This window comes from Lysinibacillus sp. GW823-FHT06C08 (genome assembly GCF_058795135.1).
The window spans coordinates 1079920-1095378 of the sequence record NZ_JBXAHN010000001.1; the positions used below are offsets into that span (position 1 = coordinate 1079920).

Sequence of the window (15459 nt, forward strand, 5' to 3'; positions counted from 1 at the left end):
AAAGTTTTTCAGTGCCCTAGGATTTCCACAGGGCTTTTTTGTTAGTCCACATAGTTTCTACTATTATAATAGGCAACATTATTTATAAGGAAACTCTTTCGGAATCGGTCCGAATGCAATCCAATGATATTTAATATATTTTCCCACCAGAAATACTACAATCCATGTAGCAAATAGAGCAACTATAAAGCCTCCCACACTCCAAACATGAAATAAGAGACTATTGCCACTTACAGGTATTTGACGATAAAGTAAGAGGAAAAAAGGATGTAATAAATAAATGCCAAATGATAGTGTCCCAAGGTTAATAAGGGCATTTACAAAGGTTTTATTCCCTCTTTCATAAATCCAGAAGGAAAGTTGTAACACTACAATACAGGCCGATAAAGATTGGAGCTGAAAAACTAGTTCAAATACGATACTGTTGGCTAAATAGGTTTGGGATGAGTAAACAAAATAATATAGATAAATATTATAAATAGTAGAAAATAACCAAATAGCCCAAATGAAATATATAGAAACAGGGAAGTTTTCTTTTGTTAGCTGGAACCATCGTTTATACTTTTCAAAATAAATTCCTAAAAATGCACCAGCCAGGAAATAAAGTATATAAGAGAATGAAATACTCCCTCTGAATGGATACTGCCAAAACTCAGCATTAAATTGGATAAAAATCCATTGAAGAGCTAGTCCTATCCATATCAGGTGAGGGGATAGGGCGGGTTTTTTCTTTAAAATATATAAGAATAATGGGAACAATAGATAGAACTGCACCATAATAAATATATAGTATAAATGAGTATATGTTTTTCCAATTAGTAGTTTCTCAAGAAATTCAACACTAAAAAGGGCGTGCCATGTTAATGAAAAATCATGTGTCACATAAAATTGCATGGCCGCATAATAAAAGACGGAAAAAAAGAGATAGGGAATAAGTATTTGGGTAACTCTTTTTTTATAAAAACGAACAATCAGTGTTTTTGTGAAATCCTTTTGTATATAGTTGTAAAATAAAACAAACCCACTTAAAAAAATAAAAACAGGGACAGCGAATTTGGGAAAAATATTCAAAAATACGTAAATGGAGTAGAGTCTTGATTCGCTGGATAAAGCTGTAACAGGTGTACTAGTAGAATGGATAAGAAGTACAGCTAGTATAGCTAAGGCTCTAGTAATATTTAATTCATCAATATGTGCTCGTTTCATATGATCATCTCCAAAAATAGTTGATAGTTTTTGAGTTCCCTGAATTTAATGCTCATATACATTAATGGTATGTTTGAGAACATGAATTTAGACAATTTTTTATAACGCTTGACTAGAAGCAACTAGTGATACGTTCATGGCTTACTATAAAGAGCTTTTATGTCAGGTAGATGTCAAACAAAAAAAGCTACCATGCTGAGGCATAGTAGCTTGTAGGAATGAAAGTAGCATGATAAAAGCCTTCCTACATTCATTTGTAAGAAGGCTTCGTTTAATTTATTTATAATTTCACAAGGAATCTACCTCTTGCTTGACCTTTCAGTAACATAGGTAAAACATCTGGAAGTTGCTGCAATGTTACCTCTTGATGAATGAAGCTTTCAAGGTTTGTCGGTTTAAAATCTGTCGCTAAACGATTCCATATTTTCAATCGTACATCCATTGGACAATAAACAGAATCAATTCCAAGTAAATTCACGCCTCTTAAAATGAAGGGGAAGACACTTGTAGGAAGGTTTGTTCCTGCTGTTAACCCACTGCTAGCAACTGCACCTCCATACTGAATTTGGCTCAATAAAGAGGCAAGTGGCTCTCCTCCAACAGAATCGACAGCTGCAGCCCATTTTTGTTTGCCTAACGCTCTAATTTTCCCATCAAATACGTCTCCACGATCTACAATTGAAGTGGCTCCAAGGTTATTCAAGTATTCATGTTCTGAATCTTTTCCTGTACTTGCTTCTACTTGATAACCTAGTGTTGAAAGAATCGAGACAGCAAAACTGCCTACACCCCCAGTTGCACCCGTAACAAGGACTTTTCCTTTCTCAGGATTAATGCCATTTTCTTCGAGTCTTTGAATAGACAAAGCAGCTGTAAATCCGGCTGTTCCTATAATCATCGCCTCTTTGAGAGATAGACCGCTTGGGAGTGGAACAATCCATTTAGAAGGAATACGAGCGTACTCACTAAATCCTCCAAAGTGGGCTACGCCAATTTCATAGCTTGTTGCAATTACCTCGTCACCTTCATGGAAACGGGGATCTTCAGAGGATACAACAATCCCAGCTAAATCAATACCGGGTACGAAAGGATAGGAAGTAACGATTTTACCGTCTGGTATAGTTGCTAAACTGTCTTTATAATTAATGCCAGAGTAGCTTACTTTAATTAATACTTCACCATTTGGTAGATCATTTACAGTAAGATTATTAACTTTCACCGAAAAATTCTCATCTTGATTGACTACCAACGCTTTAAAGTTTTCTAATGTCATCCTAAACATCCTCCTACAATATAATTCCATTAAACAGTATCAAAATTATTCTGACCGGTCAATATAAAATTGGAAATGGCACTCTGTTCATGTATAATGACTTGTATCAAGTCATTGGAGGCTTTTATGAAAAAGAAAGAGGAAGAACGAAAGAAACAAATAATGAAAGCAGCCTTTGAGGCTGTTTCAAATTTAGGCTATGATAATGTTACATTACAAGATATTGCCGATCATGCAGATGTTTCGAAAGGTGTCGTTCACTATTACTTTACGAGCAAGCAAAACATATTATTAGAATTACTGGAATCCACAACAAACAAAATCTATAGTTTTGAAATAAAAGAAATTGCCAAATACGAGAAGGCAATAGAAAAACTTCATGCCTATATAAATGCTGTTTTTGTATCCCCTCAGGACAATAAAAAATTTTACAGAGTGTATTTAGATTTTTTAGCCCAAGCGAATGGAAATGAAGCCTATAAAAAAATAAACTTAAAATTTTATGAGAATTGTTGGGGAATTGGACAAGAAATTATTGAGTTAGGACAGCATGAAGGTGTGTTTTGTGAAGATATGGATTCCTTAGCAAGTGCAAAAATGGTAAGGGCGATGATTGATGGTTCTTTGATACAATGGTTAACCGATGATTTAGAAGAACAACATCAATATTATAAAGAAACGTGTTTGAATAGTATTTTAAAATTATTAAAAACTTAGCAGTTTTAAGGCCCTACTAGCTACGTCGTAGGGCTTTTTTTCTGTCCAAATAATTGACTAAAGCTATTTTAAATAAAATTTTTAGTAGAAAAAAAGAGTGCCTAACATAAACAAAATAGGATGTATTTTCAATATTATGACATTAAATAGTGTTGAAACCTTAAATTACCTTGAAAATTTTCAAAAAAAACTATAAAAAAAGAATAGTTTCACTGTTCTATTTTTGAAATTTCTGACAATAAATGATGTAAAATTGTAAAATATTGTTTGTGTATTCATTACTTTGCTGTTTATGCATTCATTTATGCATGATGAAATCTATGTTTTTAATAATCCAAACTGTATAAAAATTAAAAATAATGTCGAGTTGAGTCAATTTTTCATTTTCTTTATACTGTGAAAGTAATTATTGGAGAGGAGAAAATTATTATGCGCAAAGAAGTGACAATTATTGGGGTGCCAATGGATTTGGGTCAAACGAGAAGAGGAGTCGACATGGGGCCGAGTGCCATTCGATATGCTGGTCTAACAGATCGACTTGAGGGTCTTGGATATTCCATTCAGGACGAAGGGGATCTGACTATCGAACTCGTTCATAAAGATGTAGAAATAGAGGCAACAACTAACTTAAAAAATTTAAAAACTGTAGCTGATGCTAATGACAAGCTTGGTCAAAAAGTAGATCAAGTTATTTCCTCAAAACGCTTTCCTTTAGTTTTAGGTGGAGATCATAGTATTGCCATTGGTACATTAGCAGGTGTTTCCAAACATTATGAGAATCTAGGCGTTATTTGGTATGATGCCCATGGTGATTTAAATACAGGTGAAACATCACCTTCAGGTAATATTCATGGAATGTCTTTGGCAGTAAGCTTAGGACTTGGTCATCCGGCACTTACGAATATTGGTGGCTATGCGCCAAAAGTGAAGCCTGAAAATGTTGTTATTATTGGGGCACGTGATTTAGATCCAGGTGAGAAACAACTAATTAAGGAAATTGGCATTAAGGTGTATACGATGCATGAAATCGATCGTTTGGGCATGACGACAGTAATGTCCGAAACGATTGAATATTTAAAGGAACGCACTGACGGTGTCCATTTATCTTTAGATTTAGATGGCCTTGATCCTAATGATGCTCCAGGTGTAGGAACTCCAGTGGCAGGTGGTATTAGCTACCGAGAAAGTCATCTTGCTATGGAAATGCTATCAGAAGCAAATATTATTACTTCTGCAGAGTTTGTAGAGACAAACCCAGTTTTAGATCAATATAATAAAACAGCTATCGCTGCCGTAGCTTTAATCAGCTCACTCTTTGGCGATACATTACTTTAAGCAAACGATTGGGAAGATGAATGAGCCTATAAGGAAGAACTTTTTTAATAAAATTAGGTCGGCACAACCGAATATTAGAAAATTGCTCTCCCTCATTATAGTTTACAATAGAACGAATTAATGCTCTAGACTAAACGGGAACTTTTATTTGTCAGAAAATTGACTGTTCACAAAATAGATTAAATTTTATAAATCAAATCTATTGATATTTCTACTAGTTATCTTTTTGTACTTACAAAAGTAAGTGCTTACAAGGTAATAGCATAAGGGGTTTTTTTATGGCATCAGAACAATATGAATTAAAAAGAAGTATGAAAGCTAGACACTTGTTTATGATCTCACTTGGGGGTTGTATAGGAACGGGGTTTTTCCTTGGATCAGGCTTTACCATTAATCAAGCCGGACCAACTGGCGCCATTCTTTCTTATTTAGTAGGCGGATTAGTGATGTATCTAACGATGCTTTGTTTAGGTGAATTATCAGTGGCTATGCCAGTATCTGGTTCATTTCAAACATACACGACGAAATTTATAGGTCCTGCTACTGGTTTTGCTGTTGGCTGGCTTTATTGGCTAGGTTGGGCAGTAACGGTTGCCCTTGAATTTTTAGGCGCTGGACAACTTATGCAAAGATGGTTTCCTGAATCACCAGTATGGATGTGGTGTTTAATATTCGGGGCACTGCTCTTTTTGTTAAATGGTTTATCAGCAAAGGCATTTGGTGAAGCAGAGTTTGTCTTTTCTAGCATTAAAATTTTGGCCATCATTATGTTCCTAGGAGTTGGGGGAGCAGCTATGTTTGGCTTGATCGATATGAAGGATGGAACGGAGGCCCCATTCCTTACTCATTTTTATGAGGGTGGACTATTTCCAAATGGTGTAACAGCATTGCTTATAACGATGATCACTGTGAATTTTTCATTCCAAGGAACAGAGTTAATTGGTATTGCTGCAGGGGAAAGTGAAAATCCGGAAAAAACGATTCCTAAATCTATTAAACAAACCGTATGGCGTACACTTTTCTTCTTTGTTCTATCCGTGGTTGTGCTTGCAGGTATGATTCCTATGGATAAAGCGGGAGTTGTTGAAAGCCCATTTGTAGTTGTATTGGATAGTATAGGTATACCTTATGCGGCTGACATCATGAACTTCGTTATTTTAACAGCGTTATTATCGGTTGCTAACTCTGGTCTATATGCAGCAACACGTATGTTATTCTCTCTTTCCGTTGAAAAAATGGCTAGCCCACTTTTAGGGAAGGTTAATAAGAGAGGGATTCCTATGAACGCATTATTAATAACACTTGCTGTAGCCGGATTATCACTTCTGTCTAGTGTTTTCGCTGCAAAAACAGTTTTTGTTTGGCTTTTATCGCTAGCAGGTTTAGGCGCTCAAATAGGCTGGATTGCAATTACAGCATCACAAATCGCCTTTAGACGATCTTATGTGCGACAAGGGGGAAAAGTGGAGGATTTAAAATTCAAAGCTCCACTTTATCCAATCATTCCAATTATCGGTTTAGTCGCAAACTGTATTGTTATGGCTAGCTTGGCATTTGATCCATCGCAACGATTAGCACTTTATTGTGGTGGAGCATTCTTTATCGGCTGTTACATCGTTTATTACTTAAAAGTGAAGAAGACTAAGGCGATAAAAATAAGCCAACAAGAAGTACAGTTAAAATTAGATCAAAAAATGTATCTTTAAGTATGGGGAGTAGCTGCTAAGACGGCTACTCTTTTCTATTTTTCCTCCTCAATCCCACAAATTTAGAAAAATGAAGGACGTATCTCATAAAAAATTGTTCCAATAAAAAGTGAAATATTTTATCGTTATTCGATAAAAAAATATTGAAATTAGATAATTTATCGTATATTCTTCATACAAGAAGAATTTAGTTTTGCACGCTAAGTTCCTCATACTTTGTATCATTACTGAGGTGAATGTATGATGAAGAATTTTTTGAAAGACTTAGGCTACTTTACGTACCATCAATCATTATCTTGTATTTTTCCTGTCGTAATATTTATTACTCTCGCGCTCTCAAAAGTAATTCATATACCAGGCGTTGCAAGATACGATTTCATTTTAATAATCTGTCTTGTGACACAATACTTGATGTATAAATTTGGTCTAGAAACGAAAGATGAAATAAAAGTGATTTGTCTGTTTCATATTATTGGGCTTGTTCTTGAACTATATAAAGTGAATGTTAATTCTTGGTCTTATCCAGAAGAGGCTTGGTCAAAAATTGGAGGTGTGCCATTATATAGTGGCTTTATGTATGCAAGTGTAGCCAGCTATATTTGCCAGGCGTGGCGCAGGTTTGATTTAAAGATTGTCAATTGGCCAAAGAGTTATATTGCTATTCCACTAGGTGCCATGATTTACTTGAATTTTTTCACACACCATTTTATTTACGATTTAAGATGGCTGTTAATGGTGTTACTTTTCATTGTGTTTTACCGTACAGTTGTCAAATTTACCGTACGCAAAAACATCTATCAAATGCCGATTGTCGTATCTTTCTTTTTAATAGGGTTTTTCATTTGGATTGCTGAAAATATTGCTACATTTTTTGGTGCATGGTCATACCCTAATCAAGAAGTAGCCTGGACGATTGTTCATTTTGGGAAAATCAGTTCTTGGTTTTTACTTGTCGTTATTAGCATTATGATTGTGGCACAGCTAAAGTTATTTTATCGAGATTCGGGTGAGTGAATGAGGAATTAGAGTCTCTTTACATTAAATAGTTTGAAGTTGTACCCACAGGTTTTCATCAAACTGTCCCTTTCGTAGGCGCCCTTCCTGCTGTAGACTCCTCTGTAGAAGAGAAATAGGGGGTTAAAAAATGAAAACGGACATTCGAGTGCATCTAAGAGCCTGTACAGATGACAACCAAATAAAACAATTTTTAGAGGTCGCACAAACTGCTTTTCTTGGTTTAGTGGATGAACAAATGCCATATGTTATTCCATTTAATTATGTCTTTAAAGATGAATATTTTTATTTTCATGGAGCGAATGAGGGGAGAAAAATAAATATTATCGAGACCAATCCACATGCATGTATCACAGTATGCGAAACTTTTGGAACAATGGTAGACCCCATTCCTGCTGAAACGGATACAGCATATATGAGTGTGGTTGCGCATGGTCAAGTGGAAATAGTAACAGATTTAAATGAAGCAACTGCTGCGATGCAGGCAATGCTTGATAAATATGTACCAAACTATTACCATAATCAATTATCGAAAAAACATATCGAAAAGTATCAATCTTCTTTAGGGAGTAAAACACTTGTCTTGAAAGTGAAACCTATTACGATAACAGCAAAAGAAAATAAATTAAATGAACAAATGAAATTTTATCCAGGGAGAATAGTAAAACAAGATATGTCCCAAAAATCTGCTCCTACTGCCATCCATTCTTCAAATTAATGCGCTATAAAACAATTAGCTTTACAGAATGGCTTTCCTTTATTTGGTTATAAAGATTTGGAAATATGTTATTTCCGAATCTTTTTTTAGTTGGTTTCGAAAATAAACTATTCTTATTTATAGATATAGCAATAAGGAAGTGCTATAATGCGTGTGAAAAAACGTGGGAAATTCGAGGATAGAAGGAGGAGCAGTTTGTTTGAATATTTTAGTAGTTGACGATGAAAAAGAAATTGCAGATTTAATAGAGCTTTATTTAAAAAATGAAAATTATAATGTATTTAAATATTATACAGCTCAGGAAGCATTGGCTTGTATGGAGCGTGAAGGTTTAGATTTAGCTATTTTAGATATTATGATGCCACATATTGATGGCTTTACCGTTTTACAAAAAATACGTGAAACCTATAATTTCCCTGTCATAATGCTGACCGCTAAGGAAGAGGAAATTGATAAAATAAATGGCTTTTCTTTAGGAGCAGATGATTATATTACAAAGCCTTTTCGACCATTAGAGTTGGTCGCTCGCGTTAAGGCACAGTTACGAAGATTTACGTTATACAACCAAAGCTCGAAGCCACATGAGGATACGATTGATTTTGCAGGTTTAATGATGAACAAGAATACGAGACAAGTCTTGTTAAATGAAAGACAATTATCCCTTACACCTACAGAGTTTTCTATATTATGGTATTTAAGCTCGAATAGAGGAAAGGTTATTAGCTCAGAAGAGTTGTTTCAGGAAATATGGGGAGAAAAATATTTCAATAGCAATAATACAGTTATGGTTCATATTCGGCATTTGCGCGAGAAAATGAAAGATTCTGTAGAGAACCCTAAATTTATTAAAACGGTTTGGGGAGTGGGGTATACAATTGAAAAATGAGTTTGGAAGACTGAAGAGGAAAATGGTTTTACAAATTATTTTTATTCTTGCTGTGGCCATTATATTCGGTTTGATTATCAACTTCGCCCTCATCGATGGTGTTTTGCAAGCGCCTTTCGCTAATGCTTTTATGTCCTTCTGTGAAAATATTTTACAATTAGATTATTATGCAGCCCGACAAGCTTATTTTGTATTATTCCAACAAAATAAACCCCTTTTGCTAACGATAGGATTTATTTTATTACTGCTCGTTATTTTTTATATGGCCTTATCTCGTTTTACTCGTTATTTTCATCAAATTAGTTCAAGTATCTCCATGCTTTCTGACGAGTCAGAACAGGAAATCCACCTACCTCCTGAGCTAGATTTTTTGGAGAAAAAATTAAATGATGTAAAAAATAAATTAGAAAAACGGGCAAGAGATGCGCAAGAAGCAGAGCAACGGAAGAATGACCTTGTTGTTTATTTGGCACATGATATTAAAACCCCTTTGACTTCGATTATTGGCTACTTAAGCCTTTTAGACGAGGCTAAGGACATGCCTGTGGAGCAAAAAGAAAAATATGTAACGATTACGCTAGAAAAATCTTATAGGCTTGAGCACTTAATCAATGAGTTTTTTGAAATCACTCGATTTAATTTACAATCCATTATTTTAGAAAAAGATTCAATTCCTCTAAACTATATGTTGATGCAAGTCGCCGATGAATTTTACCCATTGTTAACACCTAGAGGTCAAAAGGCAATCGTCCATATCGATGGAGATATTACTATTTATGCAGATGGCAATAAATTAGCAAGAGTATTTAATAATATTTTAAAAAATGCCATGGCCTATAGTGATCCTAATAGTACAATTGAAATTACTGCTAAAAAAGAAAATAATGAGACATTTATTTCGTTTTCAAATACAGGAAAGACGATCCCTCCTGAAAAACTAAAGATGATATTTGAAAAGTTCTATCGTTTAGATAATGCAAGGTCCACACAAACTGGTGGTGCTGGACTAGGTTTAGCTATTTCAAATGAAATTGTACAAGCCCATGGCGGAACAATTACAGCTACTTCTAGTAACGAAAAAACGATCTTTACTGTCATGATTCCGGGTAATTCTTAAGAAACCTTAAGAATTCACTAATAGTTAATTAAAATAAAGCTCCTCTTTTTATGTTTGAATAAAGACATAATGAGAAGGAGTTGTTTTTTATATGTTCAAGAGAAAAGGTATTTTAACTATACTATTCATTTTCGTCATGATGTTTGTTTATTTTATATGGGCTAAAGAAACGCCTGTATCCTTACAAGTCAACACGCAATCGTTTGACATTCCAACAAAGAGTGGCGATATGATGAATGTTAATTTATATAGCCCGAATGCTATTTTGGTGAATTTGGATGAAAATAAAGTTCTGATAGATAAAAATAGCGAGGAAGTTATTTACCCTGCGTCATTAACAAAAATGATGACGGTTTTAGTGGCTATCGAGCAGATTCCTAATTTACAGGAAGAAATTGTTTTAGGGAATAATATATTTAATCATTTATACGAAGCGAACGCATCACTTGCTGGCTTTCTCCCAAATGAAAAGCTTACGCTAGAGGATTTATTATATGGTTCTATGCTGCCATCAGGCGCTGAGGCTTCCATCGGTTTAGCTGAATATATTGCTGGCTCGGAAAGAAAATTTGTAAATTTGATGAATGAAAAGGCCCAACAGTTAGGCATGGAAAATACTCATTTTATGAATACTACTGGATTGCATCATACAGAGCATTATACGACTGTCAAAGATATGTCTTTACTTTTGCAATATGCATTAACAAATGATGAATTTCGTCAAGTGTATACAGCGGAAAGATATTCTATCAAACCTACAAATCGTCATCCAGAGGGGATAACCTTTACAAATAAAATGTTTCAAAATATGACAACAAGAGCATTACCAGGCGGAGAAATTTTAGGTGGGAAAACAGGCTATACAGACGATGCGGGTTTATGTTTAGCAAGTTTAGCTACAATAAATGGACAAGAATACATCTTAGTAACAGTAGGGGCTGAAGGGAATTCTCGAACAGAACAATATAATATAACAGATGCATTTTCTGTGTATAGTCAATTATAAATTAGTTTCATGTAGCTTTAGAGATTCATCTGAAATCATGTAATATTGAATTGATAGAAAATTAATAATTATTTTATTTTTCATCTTATAAAAAATGCTTTATAGTAAATGTATTCAAACATATTTGCATCGAAGGAGGATACAATGGGGAGATTAGTTCATTTTGAAATTCATGTAAGTGACATGGAGAGGGCAAAGAATTTCTATGGGAACGTATTTGGTTGGTCATTTCAAGATTGGAGTGACTACGCAGGAATGCCGTATTTTGGAGCGGTAACAGGTGTTGAGGATGAGCATGGCATTAATGGTGCTTTAATGCAACGTCAAGGTCCGCCTCCAGAGCCTAACCAAGCTATGAATGGATTCGCTTGTACGATGGGCGTAGAAAGTTATGATATAACGGAAGCAAAAATTCTAGAAAACGGTGGCCAAGTAGCTATGCCAAAGTATGCATTACCAGGTATGGCATGGCAAGGATACTATAAGGATACGGAAGGCAATATATTTGGTATTCATCAGCCAGATAAAAATGCAAAGTAAGAATGAATAATGTAGCATTTGAAACCCACAATTAATCAAAATTAACCATCTAAAATAACCTGGTAAGACTTATGTTTCTTTACGGACATAAGTCTTTTTTTGATGGGTGACATCGCAACAACAAAAGGGGCAAAAATGGTGAAATTTTCAAGTTAGTGATGTTTTATTTTGGGAAATTTGTTATGGTAAATAAAGGTATTTAAAATGTATCATAATGATCGAGGAGTAATCGTGATGAAAAGAAGAAAACGAATGTTATTTTTGGTGGCGCCCCTATTACTTTTAAGTGCTTGTAATAGTGAGATGGAGGGGGACACGAACAATGAGAAAAAGTATATATCGTCTATTCAAAAAAAGGAAACTTATGAAATTCAACATCCTGCTAAATTTAATATTGCTAGAGGCTCCATAATCAAGAATATGAATAATGCATTAAATATGAATGAAATAGAAAGAGGTTTAATGGATTTATCCATCCATCAATTTTCGACTGATAAGTTTTATTTGCAGGAAGGTCAATATTTAAGTGATGAAACGATTAGTCAATGGCTAAGTAGAAAAACAAATGATGATGTGGGTTTAAACCCTACTATCGAAAATAAAACCGATAATGTTTTAGAGGATGAAAAAAGGTATCCCTTAATCCTTTCCCATGTATTGGAACAAAATTTTATTAATAAAGAAACTAGTAAAATGGAAGGCATGTCGATCGCCATATCGTTAAATGAATATTATGACATACGAGTAACTGATGATGAAGGTTTAATTTACACTGGGCAAGTGAAAGTAGACCAAAACGATGATGGTGTCGATGATGTCAAAAACTTTGGTAAAAAAGTAGCTGAAAAAATAGTTAAAGATATTAGGGGAAATGTAAAAATACCGAATGTTCCTATTTACCTTACGTTATTTCAAGAATCGAATATAAATGATATTATTCCAGGGGTATTTTTAGCGGAAACGTTTATTGCTCAGGGGGAAGCTACCATTATAAAATGGGCTGAAATAGATAAGAAATTTTATATATTCCCCTCGGAAGCGTTATATAGTTTAGATCAAAATATGTATACTAAATTATTACTTTTCAAAGAGGACATTCAGGAAGGATTTAAACATTTAAACCCAAAAATATTTGGCAAGCTACGATATGAAGAAGGTAAATTAACAGATATTCAAATAGAGGTGAACGCTCCACTTATAAATGAACCAGAGTTGATTGGTCTATTACAGCTCATAAGTACCAATTTAAATAGGATATTAATCGATTATATTCCCATTACAGTTCGGATCATTGATCAGCAACAAGATGTAGGAATTGTCCTTTGGGACCCTATTGAAAAACAAGTTTTTGCAAAGCCTATTTAACTTCTCGACAACGTAAATGTTTATTTATAACTAGTATTTGCATGAATTGAAATTAGGGGAACTATCCACATTATTAAAGCTTATGACCCATAGGCTAGCTGTTAATAAAGAGGTCAAACTTTTCATGGATACCACTGCCTTTGGTGATATCTTTTATTATGATAATAGCTATATTTCTCTTTAAAGTAAGTGTTTAAAATAATAACGTCTAGGTGCTCATTCAACTGAGGCACCTCTTTTTTATGGCAAATATGCATTGCAATCTTATACATGAATGAGTATGATGAAAATGATAATCATTTTCATTTAAGGGGAGTGGAGAATTCATGAAAAGACATCTCATTATTGGTATGCATTTAGCTGTGCAAAATAAACATGGTGAGAAAGATGTGTTGATTGATGAGCATATTGCATTCGCGAAGCGTGCGGAGGCGGCTAAATTAGATTTTTTATTTAAAGCAGATTACTTAATGGCTCATCCAGAATTAATGGCTAAAACAAAAGGTACAGTTGGGTTAGACCCTAGCTTTTTATTGACAGCAGTGGCAAGAGAAACGAAGCAAATAGGTTTAGTCACTACCATTTCTACATCCTTTATACCACCCTATTTAATTGCCCGACAATTACAATCCTTGAATTGGATTAGTGGGGGACGTGTAGGATGGAATATCGTGACCTCCATTGATGGTGCCTATAATTTTAGTAACGAGGCTATGCCTTCCTCAGAGGAGCGTTATGCTAAAGCGGCTGAATGTACTAAGGTTGTGAAGCAGCTATGGCATAGTAATCCTTATGAAATGTTAGAAACAGATGGCAATATAGAGAAAATAAAAGAACTTATGAAGCCAATCAATCATGAGGGAGAGTTTTTCCATATAAAGGGACCGTTAAATATACCGATGCATCCGGCGGGAGAAATTCCATTATTTCAAGCAGGAGCATCGGACGTGGGGCGACAATTTGCAGCAACCGTATCCAATGCCATTTTTGCGGCGACACCAGCTATGGAAGTTGGTATTGAAATGCGCAATGATTTACGGAAACGAGCTGTTAACGTGGGACGTACAGCAGATGATATACGTTTATTACCAGGACTCTATTTCTTTATTGGAGATACATATGAAGAAGCATTAGACATGTACCATCATGCACACGCACATTTAACCCTGGAGCGTCGTTACGATGCTTTAGAGTCAGTCATTGGTTTGTATATTCGACATATGGCACTACATGATCCTGTAACAGTGGATATGTTACCACCCGAGAATCAAAAAGTACGCAGTCGAACACATGCTGATCTTGTTCGTCGTTACATCATGGAAAATGAACCATCAGTTGAAGTACTGCTTGCTCGTCCAGAAGTAATTGGTTCAGCACATCTTGTAGCAATCGGCACACCACAGCATATTGTCGATCAAATCGTTACTTTTTATGAGGAGGGGGCATTGGATGGCTTTATTGCTGTTCCAGGTGGTCCTGCGAAATCTTTGGATTTATTCTTTAGCAAAGTTATCCCTCTGTTAATAGAGCGTGGGTTATTTCGAGCTGAATATGAAGGTAGTACATTAAGTTCCCATTTAGGCTTAAACGCGCAATTATCTAATAAATAAACAAAAAAGGGCAAACAAATAGTTTTGCCCTTTTTTTGCTAGAAGCTCATCCGAACATTAATAGGATAAAGATAGGGTGATTCGGGTAGTTCAATTGTTACCCAATTATCAATATGGATGACAGGTAAGCTTGCCCCCCCATATGTTGTTTGACCAATGGTACCGACTACTTCAAGCCATGTATCTTCTGTGAGCGTAGGTGCCTCAGGAAATTCTGTTAGAAAGCCTACGATACTTGCATCAGCGACACAATGGGTAATAAGAAATCTTGAAATAACTAGTTGCTGCTCTGTAAAGCTTTCCTCTTTTAAAACAAAGCCCTTTATTTGAATTTTCTTCCCTAAATAATTAGACAAATTTTGATTGATTTCTTCATAGTAAATGGTATAGTCCTCATCGGTCATTTTCAGCATAGGCTGTTGTGAGAGCCGTTGCTTTAATTGTTCATATTGTTTTTTCGTCATCTCCTGTTTTTCTTCCAGAAGTCGGGGGTCAGCATCATGCTCATCGTAAATATTTTCATCGATCATTTCATTTGAAGTCAGGTAATCCTCTATTTTAGATGATTGATTTTGCTGAGTGATCATAAAAGCACCACCCTTTTTATCAGCGATGGCAGCATCCAAAATTTTAGCTGGCACGAAGAAGCCTGTCATGATGGGGGTTATGATAATAAGGTAGGCTAGCCATTTTTTTCGTGTAGAAGGAGCGTGAACATGGTCGTGATTAGAGCAGCAAGCTTGTCCGATTGGATGATATGGATGGGAAGTCTTTGAGAAAGATATAACTGTTGTTGATTGCACAAGAAAAAGTATAAAAAATAAAGCGGCAGCTGTTTGACTAAGGCCTTCATATTTAGGGTTGATGAATTTTGTTAGTTCTCCGGTCCAATGCAGATTGGCTATCATAGCCGAAAAAGCGAGGAGCATTAAGGCTCTTAGTGCTTGTTGCACGTGAAATTTCATA

General features: G+C 35.1%; 14 protein-coding genes. 11 read left to right on the forward strand and 3 right to left on the reverse strand.

Going from position 1 to position 15459, the window contains the following annotated elements; all coding sequences use genetic code 11:
- Window positions 1-78: 78 nt before the first annotated feature.
- Both AC1Q6O_RS05040 and AC1Q6O_RS05045 read right to left on the reverse strand, forming a co-directional pair.
- Window positions 79-1206 (reverse strand): acyltransferase, encoded by a 1128-nt coding sequence (locus tag AC1Q6O_RS05040; protein ID WP_107921753.1) that lies wholly within the window; start codon window positions 1204-1206, stop codon window positions 79-81.
- 280 nt (window positions 1207-1486) lie between these two features.
- Entirely contained in the window at window positions 1487-2479 is a 993-nt protein-coding gene (locus AC1Q6O_RS05045; protein ID WP_008174407.1) for an NADPH:quinone oxidoreductase family protein, read from the reverse strand.
- 126 nt (window positions 2480-2605) lie between these two features.
- On the opposite strand from AC1Q6O_RS05045, the gene AC1Q6O_RS05050 reads away from it, so the two are divergent.
- The 11 genes from AC1Q6O_RS05050 (at window position 2606) to AC1Q6O_RS05100 (ending at window position 14493) form a co-directional block, all read left to right on the forward strand.
- On the forward strand, window positions 2606-3196 hold the full coding sequence (locus tag AC1Q6O_RS05050; RefSeq protein WP_043989754.1) for a TetR/AcrR family transcriptional regulator: 591 nt from the start codon (window positions 2606-2608) through the stop codon (window positions 3194-3196).
- Between the two features lie 429 nt (window positions 3197-3625).
- Window positions 3626-4531 carry an arginase gene (gene rocF, locus AC1Q6O_RS05055; RefSeq protein WP_089985488.1) on the forward strand — a complete coding sequence of 302 codons (906 nt, stop codon included), beginning with the start codon at window positions 3626-3628 and terminating at the stop codon, window positions 4529-4531.
- A 278-nt stretch (window positions 4532-4809) separates the two neighbouring features.
- Window positions 4810-6237, forward strand: coding sequence for an amino acid permease (locus AC1Q6O_RS05060; RefSeq protein WP_008174402.1), 1428 nt, complete (start codon window positions 4810-4812; stop codon window positions 6235-6237).
- A 240-nt stretch (window positions 6238-6477) separates the two neighbouring features.
- Window positions 6478-7251 (forward strand): DUF817 domain-containing protein, encoded by a 774-nt coding sequence (locus AC1Q6O_RS05065; RefSeq protein ID WP_089985490.1) that lies wholly within the window; start codon window positions 6478-6480, stop codon window positions 7249-7251.
- A gap of 130 nt (window positions 7252-7381) precedes the next feature.
- Entirely contained in the window at window positions 7382-7969 is a 588-nt protein-coding gene (locus AC1Q6O_RS05070) for a pyridoxamine 5'-phosphate oxidase family protein (RefSeq protein ID WP_008174398.1), read from the forward strand.
- A 199-nt stretch (window positions 7970-8168) separates the two neighbouring features.
- The gene (gene vanR, locus AC1Q6O_RS05075; RefSeq protein WP_089985493.1) at window positions 8169-8855 is read left to right on the forward strand and encodes a VanR-ABDEGLN family response regulator transcription factor; all 687 of its coding nucleotides are present in this window, start codon (window positions 8169-8171) and stop codon (window positions 8853-8855) included.
- Window positions 8856-8877: 22 nt separating this feature from the next.
- Window positions 8878-9972: a sensor histidine kinase gene (locus AC1Q6O_RS05080; protein WP_170844076.1), complete on the forward strand. Its 1095-nt coding sequence runs from the start codon at window positions 8878-8880 to the stop codon at window positions 9970-9972.
- Between the two features lie 91 nt (window positions 9973-10063).
- Window positions 10064-10978, forward strand: a complete 915-nt coding sequence (locus AC1Q6O_RS05085; protein WP_089985498.1) for a D-alanyl-D-alanine carboxypeptidase family protein — start codon at window positions 10064-10066, stop codon at window positions 10976-10978.
- Between the two features lie 144 nt (window positions 10979-11122).
- Window positions 11123-11518, forward strand: a complete 396-nt coding sequence (locus AC1Q6O_RS05090) for a VOC family protein (RefSeq protein ID WP_090001255.1) — start codon at window positions 11123-11125, stop codon at window positions 11516-11518.
- 234 nt (window positions 11519-11752) lie between these two features.
- Window positions 11753-12883: a CamS family sex pheromone protein gene (locus AC1Q6O_RS05095; protein ID WP_171365228.1), complete on the forward strand. Its 1131-nt coding sequence runs from the start codon at window positions 11753-11755 to the stop codon at window positions 12881-12883.
- Window positions 12884-13209: 326 nt separating this feature from the next.
- The gene (locus AC1Q6O_RS05100; protein ID WP_171365227.1) at window positions 13210-14493 is read left to right on the forward strand and encodes an NtaA/DmoA family FMN-dependent monooxygenase; all 1284 of its coding nucleotides are present in this window, start codon (window positions 13210-13212) and stop codon (window positions 14491-14493) included.
- A 38-nt stretch (window positions 14494-14531) separates the two neighbouring features.
- Here AC1Q6O_RS05100 and AC1Q6O_RS05105 read toward each other — a convergent pair whose 3' ends face one another.
- Window positions 14532-15458 (reverse strand): TIGR03943 family putative permease subunit, encoded by a 927-nt coding sequence (locus AC1Q6O_RS05105; RefSeq protein ID WP_089985503.1) that lies wholly within the window; start codon window positions 15456-15458, stop codon window positions 14532-14534.
- Window position 15459: the final 1 nt, after the last annotated feature.

Excerpts from the sequence above, each read along its gene's own strand:
- AC1Q6O_RS05100 (WP_171365227.1), top strand. The coding sequence starts at position 13,210 with ATGAAAAGACATCTCATTATTGGTATGCATTTAGCTGTGCAAAATAAA.
- AC1Q6O_RS05060 (WP_008174402.1), top strand. The coding sequence starts at position 4,810 with ATGGCATCAGAACAATATGAATTAAAAAGAAGTATGAAAGCTAGACAC.
- AC1Q6O_RS05045 (WP_008174407.1), bottom strand. The coding sequence starts at position 2,479 with ATGACATTAGAAAACTTTAAAGCGTTGGTAGTCAATCAAGATGAGAAT.
- rocF (WP_089985488.1), top strand. The coding sequence starts at position 3,626 with ATGCGCAAAGAAGTGACAATTATTGGGGTGCCAATGGATTTGGGTCAA.
- AC1Q6O_RS05085 (WP_089985498.1), top strand. The coding sequence starts at position 10,064 with ATGTTCAAGAGAAAAGGTATTTTAACTATACTATTCATTTTCGTCATG.
- AC1Q6O_RS05080 (WP_170844076.1), top strand. The coding sequence starts at position 8,878 with ATGGTTTTACAAATTATTTTTATTCTTGCTGTGGCCATTATATTCGGT.
- AC1Q6O_RS05095 (WP_171365228.1), top strand. The coding sequence starts at position 11,753 with ATGAAAAGAAGAAAACGAATGTTATTTTTGGTGGCGCCCCTATTACTT.
- AC1Q6O_RS05070 (WP_008174398.1), top strand. The coding sequence starts at position 7,382 with ATGAAAACGGACATTCGAGTGCATCTAAGAGCCTGTACAGATGACAAC.
- AC1Q6O_RS05105 (WP_089985503.1), bottom strand. The coding sequence starts at position 15,458 with ATGAAATTTCACGTGCAACAAGCACTAAGAGCCTTAATGCTCCTCGCT.
- AC1Q6O_RS05050 (WP_043989754.1), top strand. The coding sequence starts at position 2,606 with ATGAAAAAGAAAGAGGAAGAACGAAAGAAACAAATAATGAAAGCAGCC.
- AC1Q6O_RS05040 (WP_107921753.1), bottom strand. The coding sequence starts at position 1,206 with ATGAAACGAGCACATATTGATGAATTAAATATTACTAGAGCCTTAGCT.
- AC1Q6O_RS05090 (WP_090001255.1), top strand. The coding sequence starts at position 11,123 with ATGGGGAGATTAGTTCATTTTGAAATTCATGTAAGTGACATGGAGAGG.
- AC1Q6O_RS05065 (WP_089985490.1), top strand. The coding sequence starts at position 6,478 with ATGATGAAGAATTTTTTGAAAGACTTAGGCTACTTTACGTACCATCAA.